The 20,030-nt window shown below is 71.3% G+C and carries 17 protein-coding genes; 9 read left to right on the forward strand and 8 right to left on the reverse strand.

Annotation, left to right across the window (positions count from 1 at the left end; all coding sequences use genetic code 11):
- Nucleotides 1-2: 2 nt before the first annotated feature.
- Both ACIREO_RS19585 and ACIREO_RS19590 read right to left on the reverse strand, forming a co-directional pair.
- Nucleotides 3-1,586, reverse strand: a complete 1,584-nt coding sequence (locus tag ACIREO_RS19585; RefSeq protein WP_404111521.1) for a PfaD family polyunsaturated fatty acid/polyketide biosynthesis protein — start codon at nt 1,584-1,586, stop codon at nt 3-5.
- Between the two features lie 43 nt (nt 1,587-1,629).
- Nucleotides 1,630-2,769, reverse strand: coding sequence for an SDR family oxidoreductase (locus tag ACIREO_RS19590; protein ID WP_404111523.1), 1,140 nt, complete (start codon nt 2,767-2,769; stop codon nt 1,630-1,632).
- Nucleotides 2,770-3,609: 840 nt separating this feature from the next.
- On the opposite strand from ACIREO_RS19590, the gene ACIREO_RS19595 reads away from it, so the two are divergent.
- The 7 genes from ACIREO_RS19595 to ACIREO_RS19625 all read left to right on the forward strand — a co-directional run bounded on the left by ACIREO_RS19595 (nt 3,610) and on the right by ACIREO_RS19625 (nt 12,741).
- The gene (locus ACIREO_RS19595) at nt 3,610-4,941 is read left to right on the forward strand and encodes a hypothetical protein (RefSeq protein WP_404111526.1); all 1,332 of its coding nucleotides are present in this window, start codon (nt 3,610-3,612) and stop codon (nt 4,939-4,941) included.
- Between the two features lie 274 nt (nt 4,942-5,215).
- Entirely contained in the window at nt 5,216-5,737 is a 522-nt protein-coding gene (locus tag ACIREO_RS19600) for a hypothetical protein (RefSeq protein ID WP_404111528.1), read from the forward strand.
- A 444-nt stretch (nt 5,738-6,181) separates the two neighbouring features.
- Entirely contained in the window at nt 6,182-7,165 is a 984-nt protein-coding gene (locus ACIREO_RS19605) for an Lrp/AsnC family transcriptional regulator (RefSeq protein WP_404111995.1), read from the forward strand.
- A gap of 251 nt (nt 7,166-7,416) precedes the next feature.
- The gene (locus ACIREO_RS19610; RefSeq protein WP_404111531.1) at nt 7,417-8,352 is read left to right on the forward strand and encodes a polysaccharide deacetylase; all 936 of its coding nucleotides are present in this window, start codon (nt 7,417-7,419) and stop codon (nt 8,350-8,352) included.
- Nucleotides 8,349-9,656 (forward strand): MFS transporter, encoded by a 1,308-nt coding sequence (locus ACIREO_RS19615; protein ID WP_404111533.1) that lies wholly within the window; start codon nt 8,349-8,351, stop codon nt 9,654-9,656. Before ACIREO_RS19610 ends, ACIREO_RS19615 begins: the two co-directional genes overlap by 4 nt.
- Nucleotides 9,656-10,528 carry an SDR family NAD(P)-dependent oxidoreductase gene (locus tag ACIREO_RS19620; RefSeq protein ID WP_404111536.1) on the forward strand — a complete coding sequence of 291 codons (873 nt, stop codon included), beginning with the start codon at nt 9,656-9,658 and terminating at the stop codon, nt 10,526-10,528. Before ACIREO_RS19615 ends, ACIREO_RS19620 begins: the two co-directional genes overlap by 1 nt.
- Nucleotides 10,525-12,741 (forward strand): 2-dehydropantoate 2-reductase, encoded by a 2,217-nt coding sequence (locus ACIREO_RS19625; protein WP_404111539.1) that lies wholly within the window; start codon nt 10,525-10,527, stop codon nt 12,739-12,741. The genes ACIREO_RS19620 and ACIREO_RS19625 overlap by 4 nt, the downstream gene beginning before the upstream one ends.
- A gap of 12 nt (nt 12,742-12,753) precedes the next feature.
- Here the strand turns inward: ACIREO_RS19625 and ACIREO_RS19630 are convergent, their stop codons facing one another.
- Complete coding sequence (locus ACIREO_RS19630; protein ID WP_404111541.1) at nt 12,754-13,125, reverse strand: DUF2255 family protein; 372 nt, start codon at nt 13,123-13,125, stop codon at nt 12,754-12,756.
- A gap of 16 nt (nt 13,126-13,141) precedes the next feature.
- On the reverse strand, nt 13,142-14,026 hold the full coding sequence (locus ACIREO_RS19635; protein ID WP_404111544.1) for an aldo/keto reductase: 885 nt from the start codon (nt 14,024-14,026) through the stop codon (nt 13,142-13,144).
- A 374-nt stretch (nt 14,027-14,400) separates the two neighbouring features.
- Here ACIREO_RS19635 and ACIREO_RS19640 point away from each other — a divergent pair, with 374 nt between their 5' ends.
- Both ACIREO_RS19640 and ACIREO_RS19645 read left to right on the forward strand, forming a co-directional pair.
- The gene (locus tag ACIREO_RS19640; protein WP_404111547.1) at nt 14,401-15,297 is read left to right on the forward strand and encodes a helix-turn-helix transcriptional regulator; all 897 of its coding nucleotides are present in this window, start codon (nt 14,401-14,403) and stop codon (nt 15,295-15,297) included.
- 26 nt (nt 15,298-15,323) lie between these two features.
- Complete coding sequence (locus ACIREO_RS19645; protein ID WP_404111550.1) at nt 15,324-16,343, forward strand: aldo/keto reductase; 1,020 nt, start codon at nt 15,324-15,326, stop codon at nt 16,341-16,343.
- Between the two features lie 91 nt (nt 16,344-16,434).
- Here ACIREO_RS19645 and ACIREO_RS19650 read toward each other — a convergent pair whose 3' ends face one another.
- From ACIREO_RS19650 to ACIREO_RS19665, 4 genes are all read right to left on the reverse strand, one after another.
- Nucleotides 16,435-17,112 carry a TetR/AcrR family transcriptional regulator gene (locus ACIREO_RS19650; protein WP_404111553.1) on the reverse strand — a complete coding sequence of 226 codons (678 nt, stop codon included), beginning with the start codon at nt 17,110-17,112 and terminating at the stop codon, nt 16,435-16,437.
- Between the two features lie 84 nt (nt 17,113-17,196).
- A complete protein-coding gene (locus tag ACIREO_RS19655) occupies nt 17,197-17,856 on the reverse strand; it encodes a TetR/AcrR family transcriptional regulator (protein WP_404111556.1) in 660 nt (219 codons plus the stop codon).
- A gap of 155 nt (nt 17,857-18,011) precedes the next feature.
- Complete coding sequence (locus tag ACIREO_RS19660; protein ID WP_404111558.1) at nt 18,012-19,256, reverse strand: peptide synthetase; 1,245 nt, start codon at nt 19,254-19,256, stop codon at nt 18,012-18,014.
- A gap of 26 nt (nt 19,257-19,282) precedes the next feature.
- Complete coding sequence (locus tag ACIREO_RS19665; RefSeq protein ID WP_404111560.1) at nt 19,283-19,975, reverse strand: DUF3159 domain-containing protein; 693 nt, start codon at nt 19,973-19,975, stop codon at nt 19,283-19,285.
- Nucleotides 19,976-20,030 lie beyond the last annotated feature (55 nt).

The following is a 20,030-nucleotide window of genomic DNA, read 5'->3' on the forward strand; positions in this document are numbered from 1 at the left end:
GCTCACGCCAGCTCGCGCGGCGTGTAGGTGAACGCATCGGGCGTCAACGGCACGCCATAGGTGCGGAGTTGGTGCGCCCGGGTCAGCACTGCGGCTCCTTCGAGCAGGTTGAGCGCGATCTGCACCACCGACCGGTTCCCCGGCTCGGCCAGCAGAGTGCCCGCCACCCACCGGTTGAACGCGCCCATCGCCGGTCCGCACCAGATCTGGTAGTCGGCCCGCCGCGCCCCGTCACCGGTGATCGCCCACAGACTGGAACTGCCCAGGTACCAACGGAAGACCAGTGCCATGCGGTGCTTCGGGTCGGCCTCCGCACGGGTGATCTCCGTGGGATCGCGCTGCTCCCAGAACGCGCGCGTCTGTTGCCAGATCTCGTCGAACGGGGCGCGCAGCACGTCGCGTTCGATCGAGGCACGCAGTGCGGACGGGAGCTCCTCCAGCGAACCGTGCGCCCGGTACGCCGCATGGAGCCGTCCGGCCCGCACGGCGAACATCGTGCCCCGGGAGAGTACTTGCAGCTTCACTCCGAGCTCGAACATGTCGGCCGCCGGCGCCATGGCCACATCGGTGATGTCCGCGTCGCAGAGCATCGACTTGGCCTCGTCGGACAGGCCCGCCTCGTTGGCTGTCTGGTTCACCGAACCGACGACCACGTAGGACGCGCCGAGGGCGAAGGCGGCGGCCACCGCGTCCGGTGTGCCGAGGCCGCCGGCCGCGCCGATCCGGACCGGCCGGCGGTAGCCGAACCGCCGGCACACTGCGTCGCGCAGGAGGGCGATCCTCGGCAACAGGGCCGACAGCGGCCGGTTGTCGGTGTGCCCGCCGCTGTCCGCCTCCACGGTGATGTCCTCGGCCACCGGCACCAGGGCCGCCAGCTCCGCCTCCTCCCGGGTCAGCTTGCCCTGAGCGACGAGAGGGTTCAGCAGTGCGGCCGGGGCGGGGGAGAGGAACCTCTCGGCCACCTCGGGCCGGGAGACCTTCGCGAGCATCCTCGTACGCCGGACGATGTCGCCGTCCGCACCCCGGCGCAGTCCCCGGGCCGAGCACAGCACGACGGCCGGGGTCAGTTCCATGAACGCCGACGCGGAGATCCGGGGGACACCGCAGCGCAGCAGCAGCTCCGCGACGCGTGACTCCAGCGCGGGCTCGGCCGGTGAGTGGATGAGGTTCACGCCCCAGTTCTGGCGGGTTCCCAGCTCGTGGGCCAGTGTGTGCACCGCCCGCTCCACATCGGGGTACGCCAGACCGCCCGCGCCGAAGAAACCGAGCATGTCCGCCCGTGCCATCGCCGACACCATGCCGGTGGTCGCGATGCCGTTCGCCATCTCGCCCGCGACATAGGGGAAGCGGACGCTGTGCGCCTCGCAGAAGGTGCGACCGCCGAGCCACTCGGGATACAACGGCGGCAGCGTACCCAGCACCGGGCCGCCGGGTGCGGGACCGGTCGCGAGCCCCAGGTCACGGCCGTCCGGCCCGCTGACCACGTGGACGGGTTCCCGGATCCGCCGGGCGCAGGCCGCGATCCCCTCGGGGGAGAAGACCGGCGGGGACGCGGCGGGGGAGCCGGGAGCTGCGAGGACGGACACGGAGAGACTCCAACGGGAGAGGGCGCCTGGCTGGACAGGCGTGTCAGGCGGACGAGAAGGCGGTCGTGGGCGCGTCCTGCGACCCGGCGAGGGCCCGGCCCGGCGGGGCCAGACCGGACCAGAGGTAGTCGAGGTCCACCGGGGCGGAGGCAGCCGAGGGCCCCAGCAACGACCTGACCCGGGTGTCGTCGAACCGCCGCCGGTGGGCGAGGTAGGCCGTCATACCCGGATAGAAGTCCAGCAGCGCCTCCAGTGCCGACGGGGCCTCCGGCTTGGTGGCGACCAGGTCGATCGAGAGCGGGATGAGCCGTTCCAGCAGGGTCACGACCGTCGGTACGGGCACATCGCGGTCATGGACGATGTGGTACGTGTCGACCCCGCCCGAGGGCGTCCGGCCGGCCAGCCGCACCATGACCTCGGCCGCGTGCTCCACCTGTAACAGGTTCAGACGGCCGTGCGGATGCCCCACCGTTCGGACGCGGGGCCGGTCGGCCGGGCTTCCGGAGCCGACGGCGCGTCGGGCGTCACGCAGGATCCGCTCGATGACCAGCAGCGGATGCGAGGGCAGCTCGGGGTGCGGCGGCAGGTCGGTGACCAGGATGCTCGGCCGTAGGACCAGGACCGGGCGGCCGTGCTCCCGGGACCACGCGCGTACCAGCAGCTCCGCCTCGTACTTGGAGCGTTCGTAGGCGTTCTCGAAGCCGGAGGTGACGTCCAACTCGTCCTCGTACGCCACCCCTTCACGCCGGGAGCCGGCCACGAAGGCGGTGCTCACGTGGTGGACCGTGGGTCGCCGGCGGCCCGCGGCGGCCAACTCCAGCACGTGCCGGGCCCCTTCGACGTTGGTCCGGCGCAGCTCGGGGAGGTCTCCCTCCAGATTGATGCTGCCGGCACTGTGCCAGATCGCGCCGATGTCGTCGGCCAGCCTCTGGAACGCTCGCTCGGACAATCCCAGCCGGGGCCGTGCCAGGTCGGTCTCCACCACCCGCAACCGGTCAGGGAGCCCGGCGACGAACGCCTCAGGAGCACCTGTCAGTTCGAAGAATCGGGTAATGCGGTGCAGAGCGTTTCCCGAACCCGCGTGGGCCAGGACTGTCAGCGACCGGTGTGTGCCGAGCAGGCGATGCAACAGGCGCAGTCCGAGAAATCCGGTGGCGCCGGTGAGGGCGACATGCACGACCATGGCTCCAAGGGGTTCGAAACGGACGGGCCCGCGACCGCGTGCGGAGGGCTGCGGGCGGGGTGCCGCCGCTGCGGCGACAGGGAACAGCGGGCCGGGCGGCCACCGGCCGGCCATCGGCGGGGCGGTCACCGGCGGTCGTGCCGCGGGCGGCCCGTTCCCTTCCGGCCGGTCCGGCGCGGCGAGCGCGCGCCGGTCCTCCGACGCCGCCGGCCTCGCCGGGGGTTGCTCAAGCCCTCCCGGGGCCCGGATACCTTCGGCGCACGGCACACGATGTCAGACGGCGGGCGGGGTGAGAGCCCCGATTCGATCTGCTCACCCGAACGAAGTACGCATGCCGTGGCCCGTGCGCGCCCGCACGAATCCGAAGTACTTCGCCGCAGCCAGGACGCCCGGACGTACCGGGGTGACGTGACACAACCGGAGCGGTACGGAGGCGTACGGAGCCCTGTCCCTCCTTCGAGGGATTTCGCGGACGGTGTTCCGGGAGCGGACTTCCCGTGTGCGCCGCGTCGACGGCGGCGGGTCGGCGTGGGGCGGCAGGCCGGTCACGGCACGGGGAACGGCTGCCGAGGGGGCCTTGAAGCGGATGCGGCCGACCATCGTGGATGCAGAGGAACGGGGCTGCCCGGGGCGGGGGCGGCGTTCCGGTGCCGGATGGATCGGCTGCGGTCGGTGGTCATGCTGATGGTCGGCATGCCGGGGCAGCGTTGCGTTGCGGTCGGCAGGGGGCGGACGGGCTGCCCGGCCGGCGCCCGTCCTGCTGTCAGCCCGCTCGCGCTCCGGCCCGCCCCTCCTCCCGTCAGCCGCTCGCCGCTGGCACGAATGGAGCCCTGAAGCCCCATGCCCGTTTCCGATCAGTCCGCCCGGCCCACCCGGTCCGATCAGCCTGTTCCCTCTCCCCGCCACCCGACCCACTCCGTCGATCGCGCGTTCCTCAACCTGGAACGCCGTCGGCCCGACGTCCGTTGGGACGCCGGTGGCGTCGCGTACCTCAGCGGCCCGCCCCCGACCCTGGCGGACCTCCGCGCGTACGTGGGCTTCCGCCTGGGCGAGCTGCCCCTGCTCACGAGCCGGGTCGAGGGCGGTCGGCGGCTCCGGTGGCAGCCGGACGCCGACTTCGCCGTCGACCGGCACGTGCACGAGGTGGTCGCCGAGGGGCCCGCCGCGTGGGACTCCGCCCTGTACACCGCGCTCAACGCCCCGTTCGCGCCCGGTGCCTACTGGGGGGTCTGGCTGGTTCACGGCCACGCACCCGACGCCTACGCCGTGTGCTATCGCTTCCACCACGCCTGCCAGGACGGTTCGGCCGCCGCCATGACCTTCCGCGCCATGCTGGGTGAGGGGGAGGCCTCGGCCCGCCCGGTGCCCGGGCAAAGGCGTCGGGCCGGGGTGCCACGGCGAGTGGGCGCGGCCGTCGGGCTGGCCACGAAGTTCGTGGTCGGCTCCCTCGCCGTCCGTGGTCACCGCCCCGACGCCGTGTTCGTCCCCTCCGGGGAGCGGCGGCTGTGGCGGGGCCGCGTGCCGGCGGACACCCTTCGCCGGATCGGCACGGCGCGCGGCGGCTCGGCCCACGACGTACATCTCGCGGCACTCGCCGGGGCGTTGTCGGTCTGGTCGGCCCGATCCGGCGTACCGCTCCCACGGGTGACGGCCGTGCTGCCCGTCGACGCCCGCCGCCCCGACGAGGAACAGACCTGGGGGAACCGCTGCTTCGCCCTGCCGTTGGAGCTGCCGGTGCGGACGGCCTCGCACCATCCGGACGGATCCCACGACGGTGACGCCTCCCTGCGGCGACTGGACGAGGTCATGACGAGGACCCGGAAGCTGCGGGGCGAGGCATGGCGGCAGGCCATTCAGGACCTGGTCCGCTTCATGCCGGGCCGCCCCACCGAGTGGTACCTGCGAAGGGTGCTCTCCCCACGCGTCACCAACGTCATGGCCACCTCCATGCCGCTCGCCGACAAGGGGAGCCTGGGGGAGACGCAGGTGACGGGTACCGCCCTGTTGCCCCTGCTCGTGCCCGGGCACCTCTTCGGGGTGGGGCTCTCGTTCTTCGGCGACTGGGCCGAGGTGTCCTTCGTCGCAGACCGCGCCCTTCCGCTGGGAGAACTGCTGCCGGAGCTGTGGGAACAGGCCGTGGGGGAACTGGAGGAGAGTTCGGCGCCGGTGTGAGCCGGGCGGGCGCTCGGACCGGGCGCGCCCCGGGGCCCCCGCCCGCAGCGGAGGACGGCTCGGCCGAGCAGCGCGTGCGACCCGTGTCATCGCCGGGCCGGCGGCCGTTCTGCGGGTCTTCGCTCTCGCGCGGACGGCCGAACGGCACTGTGGGCCAAGGGCCTTGTCGCGCCGGCCGTCGGCCGTGACCTGGGGCGCCGTTGATCGTTCTGTAGCCGTCGGGTGCTGATGCGGCGCCCGGACCGACACGTCCTCGTGCAAGGAGCACTCCCTCATGACTCTTTCGCGTACCGTCCAGCGCACCGTCCTCACCGCGGCTCTCCTGTCCGCTTCAGCGCTGGCCGTCCCCTCCTCCGCACAGGCGGCCCCTCTGCCCCCCGCCTGCCAGGAGGCCCTGCTCGAAACCCTCGACAAGTTCCCCGTCGTCGACTTCACGGTCCCGGACAAGGCCCAGAACACCCTGCTGGCCGAGGTCCTGGGACTGAGCGAGGCCGATCAGGCGGCCTTCACCGAGAAGGCGTGCGCGGCCTGGAACACCTGGGCGACCACGAACGGCCAGGCGGTCGCCACGGACCTGGACACCCGCTACCGGAACGCCGCCGGTCCCGTGTGCAACAAGTTCGCCAAGTCCTCCCTGGCGACGATCAAGAAGTACGCCCCGAACGTACCGGCCGGGACACGGGAGCTGGAGAAGCTGGCCAAGAAGGTCTGGATGAATTCCATGGAGAAGCTGGCCGCAGAGGCCACCAACGCCGACTGTCGCACGGCCTACAACGGGGCGAAGGCCGGCTGGTAGCGGAACCGGGCGGCGGGCGCAACCCCGTCCTGCCGGCCTCGGCGGAGTGCGCCGGGTCTGCGACGCGCTCATCGGGGAGTCCCGGCGCGGCGGCGAGGGCGGCGCCGATCCGGACGCCCTCGCCGCCGCATCATCGACACCTTGCTGCGCGGCGCCGGCCCGCGCGCCTGAGTCGGGGGGCTGCCGCCCCGGGCGATGCTGCCGCGCGTTCGATGCCAAGGGCCGTGCGGCGGCCGACGAGAAACTTGCGTGCCCTCGCGGTGTGATCCTGCACGGGACCGCGCCCCCGGACCACCAGGGCCGATCTGCTGTATTTCCCTGCCTAAAACATGCCTGGCGCCGGAGAGCGGCCGCGCCAGCCGCATGCACGCAGGATTCCATCGTTGACGGGTTTCCGGGCGGTGATTTAGCGTCCCTGCCATGTCATCCCGAGTGCACGCAGGCATGATCGACGATCTGGACCGCCGCGTCATCGCCGCGCTCCAGCTCAACGGCCGTGCCGCGTGGAACTCCGTCTCCCGCTGGGTGGAGGTCAGCGAGACCACCGCGCAGCGGCGCTACCAGGCTCTGCGTGAGCGGAGACTCGTGCATGTGGTCGGTGCGCTGGAGCTGGACCGCACCGAAAGCGGTTCCTCCATGCTGGTCCGTGTGCACGCCAAGCCGGGCAAGGGACTGGAACTCGCCGAGCTGCTGGCCGAGTGCCCGGAGGTGCGGTTCCTGGCCGTCGTCACCGGCACGGCCGACCTGATCGTCGACTTCGTCGCCCAGGACAACGAACAGCTGATGAGGCTGCTCTTCACCGACCTGCCGGGCGCGCACCTCATCACCGGTACCGAGTGCGTCGCCGTCATCCGTAACTTCACGTCGGCGGCCATGTGGGACACCGGCCTGCTGCCACCCGAGGCCGCCGCCGACCTGCGGCCCGCCACGCTCGCCCCACCCTGCGACCGTGACGACTGGGACAAGGCGCCACAAGCGCTGTCCGAGCTGGAACAGGCCGTGGCCGACGGTCTGGCCGAGGACGGCCGGCTGCCGGTCAGTACGCTGGCGCGCCGGCTGGAGCGAAGTGAGTCCAGCGTCTCGCGGGCCCTGGACCGGCTGGTGGAGCGCGGAGTCCTGCATTTCCGGACCCTCGTTGATCCGGCGCTCCTGGGGTACCAGGCGGAGTTCATGGTGTGGCTGTCCATCGAGCCGGATCGGCTCGACGCCGCGGGCCGGCAGCTCGCGCGTCATCCGGGCACCAAGTTCCTCGCCGCGGCCACGGGCCGGTTCAACCTGGTCGGACACATGGTCCTGCCCCGCCGTACCGATCTGTTCCGCTACACCGGTGAGGTCATCGGTGCCCTGCCGGGACTGAACGCCTCCGACGTCACCGTGCACCTGGCCACCGTCAAGGGGGCCTGGACCCGGCTGGACCAGTCCGGCTGACGGCAGGGCGGAGCCCCGCCCGGCCCGTCACCTGACCGTACAGCGGGCCCGTCCGCACCCAGCTGCATCTGCGCATCGCGCATCTGCGTTTCCGCGCATCGGCCCGTCCGGCATACGCCGAAGGCCTCCCGGTCGCGCCCTCGGCCGGCGGCATGGACATACCACCTGACACGTGTATGCGGCAGCGTGCCCGTGAGCCGCACACCCCTCTACCCCTGAGCCCCCGTCCCTCGAGTCACCCGGAGAGCACCATGCCCACGAACGAGCTGGACACCGCGACACAGAGCTGGCGGTGGCCCGAGAGCGAGTGGCGGCGACACGTCGAGGCCGTCCGCGCCGGTCGCCGGCTGCTGCCCGAGCGTTGGCCGGACGGCGCCCGGGTCGCGGTCGCCCTTTCCTTCGACTCCGACCACGAGACGATTCCCCTGCGTGACGGGCTGACCAGCCCGGGACTCCTCGCCCAGGGAGAGTACGGCGCACGGGTCGGCGCACCGCGGGTCCTGGACCTGCTCGCCCGCTTCGGGGTCCCGGCTACGTTCTTCATGCCGGCCGTCTCCGCGCTGCTCCACCCCGATGAGGCCCGCGCCTACACCCGCGACGGCCACGAGCTCGCCGTCCACGGCTGGATCCACGAGCGCAACACACTGCTCGGCGCCGAGGACGAGAAGGAACTCGTGGGGCGGGCCCTGGACACCCTGGCCGACCTCACGGGGCAGCGGCCGACCGGTATCCGCACGCCGTCCTGGGACTTCTCGGACTCGACCCTGCAGACCATCCTCGACCTCGGCTTCTCCTACGACTCGTCGCTGATGGCCGACGACGAGCCCTACGAGATCCTGGCCGCCAACCGACCCACCGGCCTGGTCGAGATCCCCGTCGACTGGATCCGCGATGACGCGCCGTACTTCACCATGGACCGCTACGGCGCGGTCCGCCCGCACAGCCGTCCTCGCGATGTGCTGGAGATCTGGACCGACGAGTTCGACGCCGCCCACCGCGCGGGCGGTGTCTTCCAGCTCACCCTCCATCCGCATGTCATCGGCCACCGCTCACGGCTGGTCGTCCTGCGCGAGCTGCTGGACCACATCGCCGCGCACCCCGGGGTCTGGTACGCGACCCACGCGGAACTGGCCCAGGCCGTCCGCACCGCGACTCCTCCCCACGAGATCCCGGAGCACACGTCATGAGTACCGAGTCCCCCGCGGTCCCGGCCGCGAACGCCACGCACAAACTGAGCGGCAAGCAGCGCAAGGCCATCGTCGCCGGCACGATCGGTAACACCGTGGAGTGGGTCGACTGGGCCCTCTACTCCATCTTCGCCAAGATCATCGCCGACGAGTTCTTCCCCTCCGGCAACGGTGCGGTCGCCCTGCTGTCCACCCTCGCCGTCTTCGCCGTCGGCTTCGTCATGCGGCCCGTCGGCGCGGCCGTACTCGGTGTGTATGCCGACCGTCACGGCCGTAAGAAGGGCATGACGCTGACGGTCGGGCTGATGGCAGGAGCCGCGTTCGTCATCGCCCTGACCCCGAGCTACCAGTCCATCGGAGTGCTCTCCCCGCTGGTGCTCCTGGTGGCCCGTCTGGTCCAGGGGTTCTCCGCCGGGGGAGAGTTCGGGTCCTCCTCGGCGTTCCTCGTGGAGTCCGCTGCCGTCGGACGCCGTGCCTTCGCCGGATCGTGGCAGCAGGTGTCGGTCGCAGGCGGTGTGCTGATCGCCTCGCTGCTGGGAACCATCACGACCTCCACCCTCAGCGACGAGGCCCTCCACGCGTGGGGATGGCGCCTGGCGTTCGTCGCCGGCGGGCTGCTCGGGCTGGTCGGTCTGTGGCTGCGGGTCTCCGTGGAGGACACCGAGTCCTTCACCCAGGCCCACGGGGAGGGCCGTACGCGTTCGAACCCGCTCAAGGTGATGTTCGTCGAGCACCCCGGCGCCGCGCTGCGGGTCGCCGGGATCACCATCGCGGGCACATTGACGTACTACATATGGGTCAACTACCTCCCGACGTACGCGAATCTCACCACCGGTATCCCGCTGAGCAGCGCGTTGCTGTCGCAGACGCTCTGCCTGATCATCTTCGTCATCCTGCTGCCCTTCGTCGGCCTGCTCTCCGACCGCCTCGGGCGTAAGCCGACCATGGCCGTCTTCGCGGGCGGATTCACGCTGCTGGCCTGGCCGTTGCTGCATCTGCTGGGCGACAGCTTCCTCAGCCTGTTCCTGGTGCAGCTGGTCGGGATGCTGCTGATCCTCGGCTACTCCGCGAACTGCGCGGTCATCATGGCCGAGCAGTTCCCCGCAGAGATCCGGGCCACCGGGATCGCCCTGCCGTACGCGCTGGCCGTCGCCCTCTTCGGCGGCACCGCCCCCTACCTCACCACCTGGATGCACGAGAGCGGCCACAGCGACCTGCTCTGGCTGTACGTCGCCGGGGCGTCGCTGATCTCGTTCCTCGTCTACGTGACGATGCCGGAGACCAAGAACAAGGAGTTCCACTGATGCGCCACGTCCTCATCACGGGAGCGGCCGGTGGGATCGGCCGCGCGGTCGCGGAGGAGTTCGCCGCGGACGGCGCCGCCCTCACCCTTGCCGACCGCGACCGGGAGACTCTTGAACTCGTCGCCGCACGGCTCGGCGCGACCGGCTCCGGCGCCGGCCCGGTCGGTGCGCTCACTGTTGACCTGACCCGGCCGGAAGCCGCGGCGGACCTCGTCCACCAGGCCTGGGCGGCGCGCGGGCCGGTCGACGTACTGGTCAACGCTGCCGGCGTCTACCCGTCCCTCGACATGGGGGACGTGTCCGCCGCGGACTGGGACCGGCTCTTCGCTGTCAACCTGCGGGCTCCGGTACTGGCCACCGCCGCCTTCTCCCGGCTCGCCGTCGAGCACGGCCTGGCCGGCGCGGTGGTCAACATCTCCTCGGGCTCGGCACTCCGCGCCCGTCCTGGCGGCGGCCCCTACGCCAGTTCCAAGGCGGCGCTGGAGATGGCCACCCGGGCCGCCGCCCTCGAACTGGGAGCCCACAACATCCGGGTCAATGCCGTCAGCCCCGGGTTCATCCCGGTCGACAGCGCGTGCAACCCGGTCTCCGAGCAGTACGCCACCGCGATCGGCACGAATCCGCTCGGCAGGGCGGGTACCCCCCAGGACATCGCCCGCGCCGTCCGCTGGATCGCGGGCCCGGACGCCTCCTGGATCACCGGCGAGGTTCTGCGGGTCGACGGAGGATCCAGCACCGGCGCGGCCCATCTGCCCCGGATCTGGCCACCGGAGGGTTCGGGTCCCGACGACGGCATCCCGCACGCCCCCACCGCCGCATCCGGATCACCGGCATCACCGCCCCAGACGGCCACGGAAGGACACTCCGCATGAGCAGCGACAGCTACACCGTGGTCGGCGCCGGAGCGATCGGCGGGACCCTGGCCTTCAGCCTGGCCCGTGCGGGCCATCGGGTCTGTCTCATCGACACGGACGCGGCGCACGTCGCGGCGATCCGTGACCGGGGGCTGACCGTCGCCCGGGGCGAGCACCGCGAGAGCGTACCGGTCGAGGCGGCGACACCCGATACGTACGACGGCTCCGTCCATCGGGTGCTGCTGGCGGTCAAAGCACAGGCCACGGAAGCCGCACTCGACTGGATCGCTCCGCGACTCGCTCCGGATGGCTGGGTCGTCTCGTTCCAGAACGGCTTCAACGAGCAACTGATAGCGGACAGGATCGGGCCGGAACGCACCGTCGCCGCCTTCGTCAACATCTTCGCCGACGTCATCGAGCCCGGTGTGATCCTCGACGGGGGAGCAGGGGCCCTGGTGGTCGGTGAGTGCCACGGCGCCGCTGTCTCCGAGCGGGTCGGCGCACTCGTCGCCGACCTTCAGAGCTGGGGTCCGGCGGTGGCCAGCGACAACGTCGAGGGCTACCTGTGGGCCAAGGCCGGGTTCGGCGCCATGCTGGCGGCCACGGCCCTGGCCGACGCACCCATGGCCGAGCTGATCGACCGCCACCCGCTCACCATGCACGCGGTGGCCGGCGAGGTGTTCGACGTGGCTGACGCCCTGGGGGTGACGCTGGAGGCGTTCGACGCCTTCGAGCCCGACGTGTTCCGGCGGGGCGCCGATCCCGCCGTACGCCGTGCCGCCACCGGTCGTCTCACCGCATGGCTGGGCACCCAGGCCAAGGACCGCAGCGGCATCTGGCGCGACCTGGCGGTACGTCGTCGGCCCGTCGAGGTGACCACCCATTACGCGGAAGTCTTCACCCAGGCCGAACGGCACGGGGTGGACGCCCCGGTTCTGCACTCCGTCATCGACGGGCTGCGGGAGCTGGAGCGCGACCCGGGCCTGATGACGGAGTCCCGGCTGGACGCGCTCGACCACCTCGCGGGCTCCTCCCCGGGCCAGGACCCCGTCCCGGACGACGGTCCGGCCCGCCCCGACCAGGAGACGGCCGTCGCGGTGAGTGCGTGGCTGGACGCGCACCGGGAGGACATGGTCGACGACCTGGCCGCGTACACGTCCCAGGGGAGTGCCAGCGACGACCGGGAGGCGCTCGCCGCCTGTCTGACGTGGGTGCGTGGCTGGCTCGACGACGCCCTGGCCACCCCGGAGGCAGAAGAGATCCTGGAACGCGAGCAGACGGGCGACATCCTGATCCGCCGCTACCCGGGCGCCGGCAGCCGGCCGGTGCTCCTGCTGGGCCACTACGACACGGTCTGGCCGACCGGCACTCTGGACGGGTGGCCGTTCCGACGGGACGGCGACCGCATCACCGGCCCCGGGGTCTTCGACATGAAGGCCGGACTGGTGCAGGCGGTGTGGGCGCTGCGGGCGCTGGACGCGCTCGGGCTGCCCCGTCCGGCCTGCACCCTGATGCTCAACGGTGACGAGGAGACCGGCAGCCTCACCTCCAGCGAGGCGATCGTCGCCGAGGCCCGGGAGAGCCGCGCCGCTCTTGTCTTCGAGGCCGCGGCCGACGGCGCCGTCAAGACGGCGCGTAAGGGGGTCGGTCTCTTCACCCTCACCGTCACCGGTAAGGAGGCACACGCAGGCCTGGACCCGGACGCCGGTGCCAGCGCGGTGGATGAACTAGCCCATCAGATAACGCTGTTGGCCGGACTGCGTGACCGGGAGGCAGGTACCTCGCTCAATGTAGGTGTGATCGATGGCGGCACCCGCAGCAACGTGACGGCAGGACGGGCGGTCGCCCGGCTCGACGTCCGGGTCGCCACCGCTGCCGAACAGGACCGTATCGGTGCGGCGCTGGCCGCGCTGCGGCCGGTGGACCGGCGTACATCGACCGAGGTGACGGGCGGCTGGAACCGCCCGGTTTTCGAACGCACCGCAGGCGTAGCCGAGTTGGCGGCGCTGGCCCGCTCCTGCGCGGCGACGCTCGGCTACGACCTGCGCGAGACGGCGGTCGGCGGAGCCAGCGACGGCAACTTCGTGGTGGCGGCGGGTGTCCCGGTTCTGGACGGTATCGGCGCGGTCGGCTCCGGAGCCCACGCCCGCTCGGAGAACACGTCGGTCTCCGGCATGGTGGAGCGCGCGGCACTGACCGCAGTGGTCCTCACGGCTCTGTCCGAGGGGTGAATCCGCAGGGGATCAGCGGGGTTCGAGACGGAGGGTGGAGGCGCGGGCCCGGTCGGTCAGGACGTGCTCGACGATGTCGGTGTACCGGCCGTACTTCTCCCGGTAGGCCGCGTCCACGTCGGCGTACTCGCCGGGACCGGCGTGGCGGAAGGTGACGTCGGCCCGGACGCCTCCGGCCTCGACACGTCCCTGGTGGCGGGAGCGTGCGCCCCGGTACCAGGGGCCGTCGACGCCCTTGACCGAGCGGACGTAGACGTGGTCGCCCGCCCGCACGACCCACATCGTCACCGGGGCGCGGAGCGTGCCGTCGGTGCGTTCGGACTCGAGGTCCAGCTCTTCGGCCGCGCCGATCCTGGTCAGGTCCGAGTCGTTCCAGGTGGTCATGGTCCTCTCCTTCTCGTCAGGCTTCGGGGATGGCCCGGCCGTGGTCCGTGAGGTTGATGCTCGTGGGCTCGGGGCCGCCGCGGCGACCGGTCTCAAGGGCGTCGAGGGCGTTCAGCTCGTCCATGGTCAGCTCGAAGTCGAAGACGTCGATGTTCTCGGCGATCCGGTGGCGCTTGGTCGACTTGGGGATCACGGAGCGGCCGTGCTGCAGGCCCCAGCGGAGCAGCACCTGCGCGGGGCTCTTGCCGTGCGCCTCGGCGATGCCGGTGCCGACGGAGTCCTCCAGGACGCTCCTGCGGTTCTCGCCGTACCCCGGGTAGAAGGTGATGCCGCCGATGGGGGACCACGCCTGGTTGAGGATGCCGTGCTCGTCGTCGAAGTCCAGGACGGCGCGCTGCTGGAAGTAGGGGTGGATCTCCAGCTGGTTGACCGCCGGGACGACGGTGGTGGCGTCGAGCAGCGCGGTCAGCGGGTCGACCATGAAGTTGCTGACGCCGATGGCGCGGACCTTGCCGTCGGCCAGGAGCGTCTCCAGGGCGCGGTAGGCGGCGAGGGTCCTGTCGAAGTCCGACGGGAGGGCCTGGTGGAGGATGAGCAGGTCGATGCGGTCGACGCCCAGCTTGGCGGCGCTCTTGTCGAAGCCGTGCAGGGTCTCGTCGTACCCGTAGTCGCTGATCCAGATCTTCGTCTCGACGAAGATCTCCTCGCGGGGCACGGTGGATTCGCGGACGGCCCGGCCGACCTCCCGTTCGTTGCCGTACGCGGCGGCGGTGTCGATGTGCCGGTAGCCGAGGTCGAGCGCGGCCGTGACGGCGGCCCGGGTCTCGTCCGGCGGGGTCTGGAAGACGCCGAGTCCGAGGGCGGGCATCTCGACGCCGTTGTTGAGGGTGAGGGTCTGCATCACAGGGACCTTTCGTCGTGGGTGGCCGGCGGGGGCGCGATGAGGTGTTGAGGCGGCCCCATCAAGCAGCACTCTCGGCCTGCTCACCCGCTCCGGCAACCGCGGCACCCGGGCTGCGAGTACGAAGGCGCTCTGCACACGGTGCTCCTTGAGACCGGTCGCCGGTTGGGTCCGGTCGTGGCCGGCCGGGATCCGGTCCTTCCAGGGAACCGCGCCTCGGCGCACAGGCGGGAGTCACTGCTCTTCCAGGTAATGGCAGTACCTCGCAGGCACCCGCCGGCGGATCTACGGTGAGGGGACCGGCACGGGATCCACGACGATCAGAAGGAGCCACCGCATGTCCGCCCTCGCCGCCACCGCAGAAGCTCCTGCGCATGGCTGACACCGGCAGGAAGACTCCGGCCGCCGAGGTCCGCGAGTTCCTGAGCACCCGGCGGGCCCGGATCACCCCGGAGCAGGCGGGGCTCCCCGTCTACGGCACGAACCGTCGGGTCGCCGGCCTTCGCCGCGAGGAGGTCGCCCTGCTGGCGGGCATGAGTGTGGACTACTACATCAGGCTCGAACGCGGGAACCTCACCGGTGCCTCGGACTCGGTGCTCGAAGCCCTCGCTCACGCACTCCAGCTGGACGAGGCCGAGCGCACCCACCTCTACGATCTCGCCCGCGCGACGACGCCGTCGGGCCGACGGCCCAAGGTGACCGCGTCCCGCGTACGGCCCACGATCCTGCGGCTGCTCGACTCGATGACCGACGTGCCGGCGTACGTACGCAACGCGCGCTTCGACATCCTGGCCACCAACGCGCTGGGACGTGCGCTGTACGCACCTGTCTTCGACTCTCCGCTGTTCGCCCGGCGCGGCCCGGTCAACAGCGCCCGTTTCATGTTCCTCGACCCGGCCGGCCCGGAGTTCTGGACGGACTGGGAAAGAGGCGCCGACGACGCGGTCGCCTTCCTGCGTACAGAGACGGGCCGGGCGCCCCACGACAAGGCGCTCACCGACCTGATCGGAGAGCTGACGACCAGGAGTGACGACTTCGCCCGCCGATGGGCCCGCCACGACGTGAAGTTCCACCGCTCCGGCGTCAAGAACCTTCACCACCCGCTGGCCGGCGATCTGGCGCTGCCCTACGAGGCGATGGACCTGCCGGCCGACCCCGGCCTGCGGCTCAACTTCTACACCCCCGAACCGGACTCCCGGGAGCGGCAGGCCCTGAGCCTGCTCGCCGGCTGGGCGAGTTCCGGCACCGTCGTTCCCCTGGCGAACGACTGACCACCACACGATCGGAGAAACACCTCATGCAGTACCGACCGCTCGGCCGTACCGGCGTCCAGGTCAGCCCGCTCTGCCTGGGCGCGATGATGTTCGGCCCCTGGGGCAACGAGGACGAAGCCGACTCGATCCGGATCATCCACCGCGCCCTCGACGCAGGGATCAACTTCGTCGACACCGCGGACGTGTACTCCGCCGGGGTCTCGGAGGAGATCGTCGGCAAGGCGCTGAAGGACCGCCGCGAGGACGTGTTCCTCGCGACCAAGTTCTTCATGCCGATGGACCAGGACGACCCCAACCAGCGGGGTGGCTCGCGGCGCTGGATCATCCGCGAGGTCGAGAACTCCCTGCGGCGCCTCGGCACCGACCACATCGACCTCTACCAGGTCCACCGCCCCAGCCCCGACACCGACGTCTCGGAAACCCTCGGCGCCCTCTCCGACCTCGTCCACCAGGGCAAGATCCGCTACATCGGAACCTCGTCGTACTCCGGCTCCCGGATCGTCGAGGCCCAGTGGGTCTCGCGCGAGCGCAACCTGGAGCGATTCGTGACCGAGCAGCCGCCGTATTCGATCCTGGTCCGCGGCATCGAGGAGGATGTCCTGCCCGCCGTGCGCCGTCACGGCATGGGCACCCTCACCTACAGTCCGCTCTCCGGCGGCTGGCTCTCCGGCCGCTACCGCAAGAACGCCGGCGATGGCCCCGCCTCCGCGGCACGCCCTCAGGCCCGCTTCGACATGAGTACCCTGGCCAACCAGCGCAAGCTGGACGCCGTCGAACAACTCGCCGTTCTGGCGGAGAAGGCCGGCCTCACGCTCGTCGAGCTGGCTGTCGCCTTCGTCATCAACCACCCCGGCGTCACCTCGGCGATCATCGGACCGCGCACCATGGAGCAGCTGGAGGCGTTCCTGCCCGCCGCCGACGTCAAGCTCTCGCCGGACGTGCTCGACGCCATTGACGGGATCATCGCCCCCGGCGTCACGGTCAACCCGGTCGACAGCAGCTACGGCGACTTCGAGCTGCGCGCCGACCAGCGGCGGCGGTGACACCGGTCGGCTCCAAGGCGAGGGTCGGCTTGTTCGCCGGCCGTGAGTCGCGGGGGCGGTCGTGAGTCGCGTGGGCGGTCGTACGTGGCAGTTACGGGAGTTCCGCCGCTGCGGGGGCGACGGCGTCGCCGATCGCACCCCCGGTGGCATCGCGCACGGCTCGCGCCACGCGTCGGATCACGTCGTGTTCGAGATCCACGTGAACGACACCGCGCATCACGATGGCGCCCAGCTCCTCGTTGATGACCCGGAAGGCGGCGGAGGCCGCTGCGCCGTGCAGTCGCACCGAGAGGTCGCCGGCGGGGCGTCCCAGACGCTCCGCGATGATCGCGGTCATTTCGCGCTCCACCTGGTCACAGGCCATGAGCCACGCTGTCCGGATCGACGGCTCGTGGTCCGCCAACCGGATCATCTTGACCGCGAGCAGGCTGTCGGCGTGCTCTGCGGCACCGGCGTCGTTCCCGTATCTGACGACCTCCGCGGCGAGATGATCCTCGAGGGAGAGATGGCGCGGCCAGCTCCGCAGCAAGCTCACCTCCCATTCCACGCCCTGCGTCACGATGGGTTCGGCGCAGCTCTCCTTGCTGCGGAAGTGGCGCCAGATGGTGCGGGTGGACAGGCCCACGGCCTCGGCGATCCGGTCGCCGGTGGTGGCGTCCACGCCCTGTTCCCAGAACAGGCGGGACGCCTCCCGGGAGATCTCCAGACGCAGCCGGTGGCGCCGCCGCTCACTCATTCCCCTGGCAGAGGGGCTCGTGAGCATGTCCATCCGGATCACCCCGTCACAGCACATTCACATGTCATCAAGTGTCACGATGGCATTAAGTGGCTTGACTGGCAAGTGCCCGCATCGTCAGGGACCGCCGACGACCGGGTCCCCCACAGCCCCTCCCGTGGCCCTGCGGACGGCGTGTGCCATGCGCTCCGAGGCGTCGGCGAACTGTGCGGGGTCGGCACCGTCGAGGAGAGCCGCACCGATCTCCTCGTTGAGGACCCGGATGGCGGCTGAGGCCGCCGCGGCATGCAGGCGCACGTCGATGTCATCGGCCGGGCGTCCCAGACGCTTCGCGATGATCTCGACCATCTCGCGCTCCACCTGGTCACAGGCCATCAGCCAGGCGGTACGCAGCGCCGGCTCGGTGTCGGCCAGCCGGATCATCCGCATCGCGAGCGCGTTGTCGGCCAGCTCGACCGCGTCGGATTCGGCGCGGAACCGGCTCGCCTCCCCGCTGAACCGCTCTTCGAGCGAGAGGTTCGCGGGCCACTCGCGCAGTGTGCGCATCTCCCATTCCACGCCCTGCGTCACGATGGGTTCGGCGCAGCTCTCCTTGCTGCGGAAGTGGCGCCAGATGGTGCGGGTGGACAGGCCCACCGCTTCGGCGATCTGGTCACCGCTGGTGGCGTCCACGCCCTGTTCCCAGAACAGGCGGGACGCCTCCCGGGAGATCTCAAGGCGCAGCCGGTGGCGCCGCTGCTCGCTCATTCCGTTCCCGCCCCGCTTGGCCGTCGCCATTCGGGTCACCTCCGCTTGTTCCGTGTCGGCACGCCAGTGTCATATTGACATTGAGTGACGTCCGATGTCAGTGCGGAGCGGCTGCCGGGCAGGTGACCGGCGCGGCGGGTGCGGGTGTCGTCGAGCGGCCGACGGTGCTGGTGCTGCCCTGGCGTTCAGGCCCGGTCCGCGCCGTCTCCGGGCTCGGCACAGGCTTCGGCCAGTACGGCGGCGATGTCTCCGACCAGCCCGGCGACGGGGTCGTGGGTGAGCTCGGTCATCCGCAGCCGCCCGCCGACGGTGACGACGCCGAGCACGTGTTCCCCGCGCAGCTGGGTGATCTGTGCCGGACCCCAGAGGGCGGTGAGCGTGCTCCCGCTGTGCTTCCACGGCTGTGCCACGCCGAGGTTGGTGATCTGGATGTCGGCCGCGGTGGCGGCGGCCATCATCGCCTCGGCCTCCTCCCCGCTCGCCGGGGCGTGCTCCGTGAGCTGGGCACCAGCGGCCTTGAGGGCGTGCGGAGCGCGCTGGCGTACGAGCGACTCGCGGGTGCCACGGGCGAGCTTCCAGAAGTCGTCGGCCTCGTGTGCCTCGCTCGCGGTCCTGGCCCCGACGAAGCGGTTCACCACCTCGTCGGGCAGACTGGCGGCCCGGCGCAGGTCCACGGGTGTCAGTACCCGTACGAACTCCCGTCCACGCCGGTGGAACACCACGGCGGCGGCGGCGCAGAGCGCCGCGTGCACCGATGTGCTCTCCGACCGGCAGCGCAGGACGAGCCGGGCGGTCAGCTCCTGGTCGAGCGCGAGAGCCTGCAGATGCGGCAGGTGCCCTACGAACGGTGCGAGTTCACCGGCGGCGCTCAGGCGCGGGTCATCCGGCGGCGGGCTGTCGGTCATGGCGTCCGGCGGCGTGACGACGCGGGCGAGGAGGTCCTCCTGCGCCTCGGGGACAGTGCCGGGCGCCTGCTCCTCACCGTCCAGGACCGCTACCAGGTCGAGCAGCGCCCGCAGCCCGCCCACCCCGTCGGCGATCCGGTGGGCGAACGTGAGCACGATGGCGCACCGCCGGCCCCGCGTCAGAAGGGCGGCGCGCACCAGCGGGCCTGGGGCCGACGGGATCGGCCGTGTCTGCTCGGCCGCCACGACCGCTTGCCAGGGCGTGCCCTCCGGCAGCGTCGTCACGGGGATCGCGTGACCGGCCTGCCGGTACACGGCGCCGGGAGCGGCGTGGTCCACCGTCACCGCGAGCAGCGGGTGCCTGCGGGAGAGCTTCGCCAGTGCCGCGGTCAGCTCGGCCTCCGGTATGTGCCGGTCGATCTCGGCGACCAGGGAGAACTGGATGGGGTTGCGGCGCATGTAGAAGTCGATGGTCCGCTCGAACGCGCCCAGCGGCCGAACGACCTCTCCTCGGCTCGTAGTCACTACGGCTTCCTTTCTTTCCGGGGAGGTCAGGCGCGCTTGGCGGGCAGCAGGCCGATGGCCGCAAGCCGCTTGTTCGAGCTCCGGGCGGCCCAGGCGACCACCAGGAGGGCCAGGGCGAGCAGCGGGAAGCCCATGGCGATCTTGGCGAAGCCCAGCGAGCCGACCTGGTCGGTGGCGTAGAAGTACTGCTGGACGGCGAACCGGGCGCCGAAGACCGCGGCCAGCACCAGGGTGGCGACGTCGTAGTAGAGCCGCGAGCGCTTGTCCGCGCGCCAGGCGTTGCCCTTGCCGGTGGCCACGTTCCAGATCACGCCGGCCAGCGGCCACCGCACCAGGACGGAGAGGAGGAAGAGGACGGCGCCGGCCAGGCTCGCCCAGATGCCGATGAGGAAGTAGTCCTTGGCGGAGCCGGTCAGCCAGACGATGCCCGCGGCGACCGCGACGCCGAACACGCCGCCGATCGCGGGCTGCAGCGACTCCTTGCGCGCCAGGCGCTCCACGCCGATGCCGACCGCGACGGCGAGGGCGGCGATGATCGCCACCCGCAGTCCGCCGGCGCTGTTGGCGACGACGAATGCCACCACGGGCAGTGCCGAGTAGACGATCCCCTTGGTACCTCCGGCCTGGTCGAGTACCGAAGGCTGCTGCCGGGACGCTGGCTGCTCCGTCTGCTCCGTCTGCGTGTCGGACTCTGTCTCCAGGAAGCTTTTGGTCTTCATGGTGGTCAGTTCTCCCGAGTTCGTCTGGGGGCCGAGGTGCATTTGCTTATGTCGC

This window comes from Streptomyces sp. NPDC102441 (assembly GCF_044765585.1).
Taxonomy (GTDB): Bacteria; Actinomycetota; Actinomycetes; order Streptomycetales; family Streptomycetaceae; genus Streptomyces.

Coding starts and splice junctions, on each gene's coding strand:
- ACIREO_RS19620 (WP_404111536.1), top strand. CDS start 9,656: ATGCGCCACGTCCTCATCACGGGAGCGGCCGGTGGGATCGGCCGCGCG.
- ACIREO_RS19590 (WP_404111523.1), bottom strand. CDS start 2,769: ATGGTCGTGCATGTCGCCCTCACCGGCGCCACCGGATTTCTCGGACTG.
- ACIREO_RS19630 (WP_404111541.1), bottom strand. CDS start 13,125: ATGACCACCTGGAACGACTCGGACCTGACCAGGATCGGCGCGGCCGAA.
- ACIREO_RS19640 (WP_404111547.1), top strand. CDS start 14,401: ATGGCTGACACCGGCAGGAAGACTCCGGCCGCCGAGGTCCGCGAGTTC.
- ACIREO_RS19650 (WP_404111553.1), bottom strand. CDS start 17,112: ATGGACATGCTCACGAGCCCCTCTGCCAGGGGAATGAGTGAGCGGCGG.
- ACIREO_RS19615 (WP_404111533.1), top strand. CDS start 8,349: ATGAGTACCGAGTCCCCCGCGGTCCCGGCCGCGAACGCCACGCACAAA.
- ACIREO_RS19610 (WP_404111531.1), top strand. CDS start 7,417: ATGCCCACGAACGAGCTGGACACCGCGACACAGAGCTGGCGGTGGCCC.
- ACIREO_RS19600 (WP_404111528.1), top strand. CDS start 5,216: ATGACTCTTTCGCGTACCGTCCAGCGCACCGTCCTCACCGCGGCTCTC.
- ACIREO_RS19665 (WP_404111560.1), bottom strand. CDS start 19,975: ATGAAGACCAAAAGCTTCCTGGAGACAGAGTCCGACACGCAGACGGAG.
- ACIREO_RS19655 (WP_404111556.1), bottom strand. CDS start 17,856: ATGGCGACGGCCAAGCGGGGCGGGAACGGAATGAGCGAGCAGCGGCGC.
- ACIREO_RS19605 (WP_404111995.1), top strand. CDS start 6,182: ATGATCGACGATCTGGACCGCCGCGTCATCGCCGCGCTCCAGCTCAAC.
- ACIREO_RS19635 (WP_404111544.1), bottom strand. CDS start 14,026: ATGCAGACCCTCACCCTCAACAACGGCGTCGAGATGCCCGCCCTCGGA.
- ACIREO_RS19645 (WP_404111550.1), top strand. CDS start 15,324: ATGCAGTACCGACCGCTCGGCCGTACCGGCGTCCAGGTCAGCCCGCTC.
- ACIREO_RS19595 (WP_404111526.1), top strand. CDS start 3,610: ATGCCCGTTTCCGATCAGTCCGCCCGGCCCACCCGGTCCGATCAGCCT.
- ACIREO_RS19625 (WP_404111539.1), top strand. CDS start 10,525: ATGAGCAGCGACAGCTACACCGTGGTCGGCGCCGGAGCGATCGGCGGG.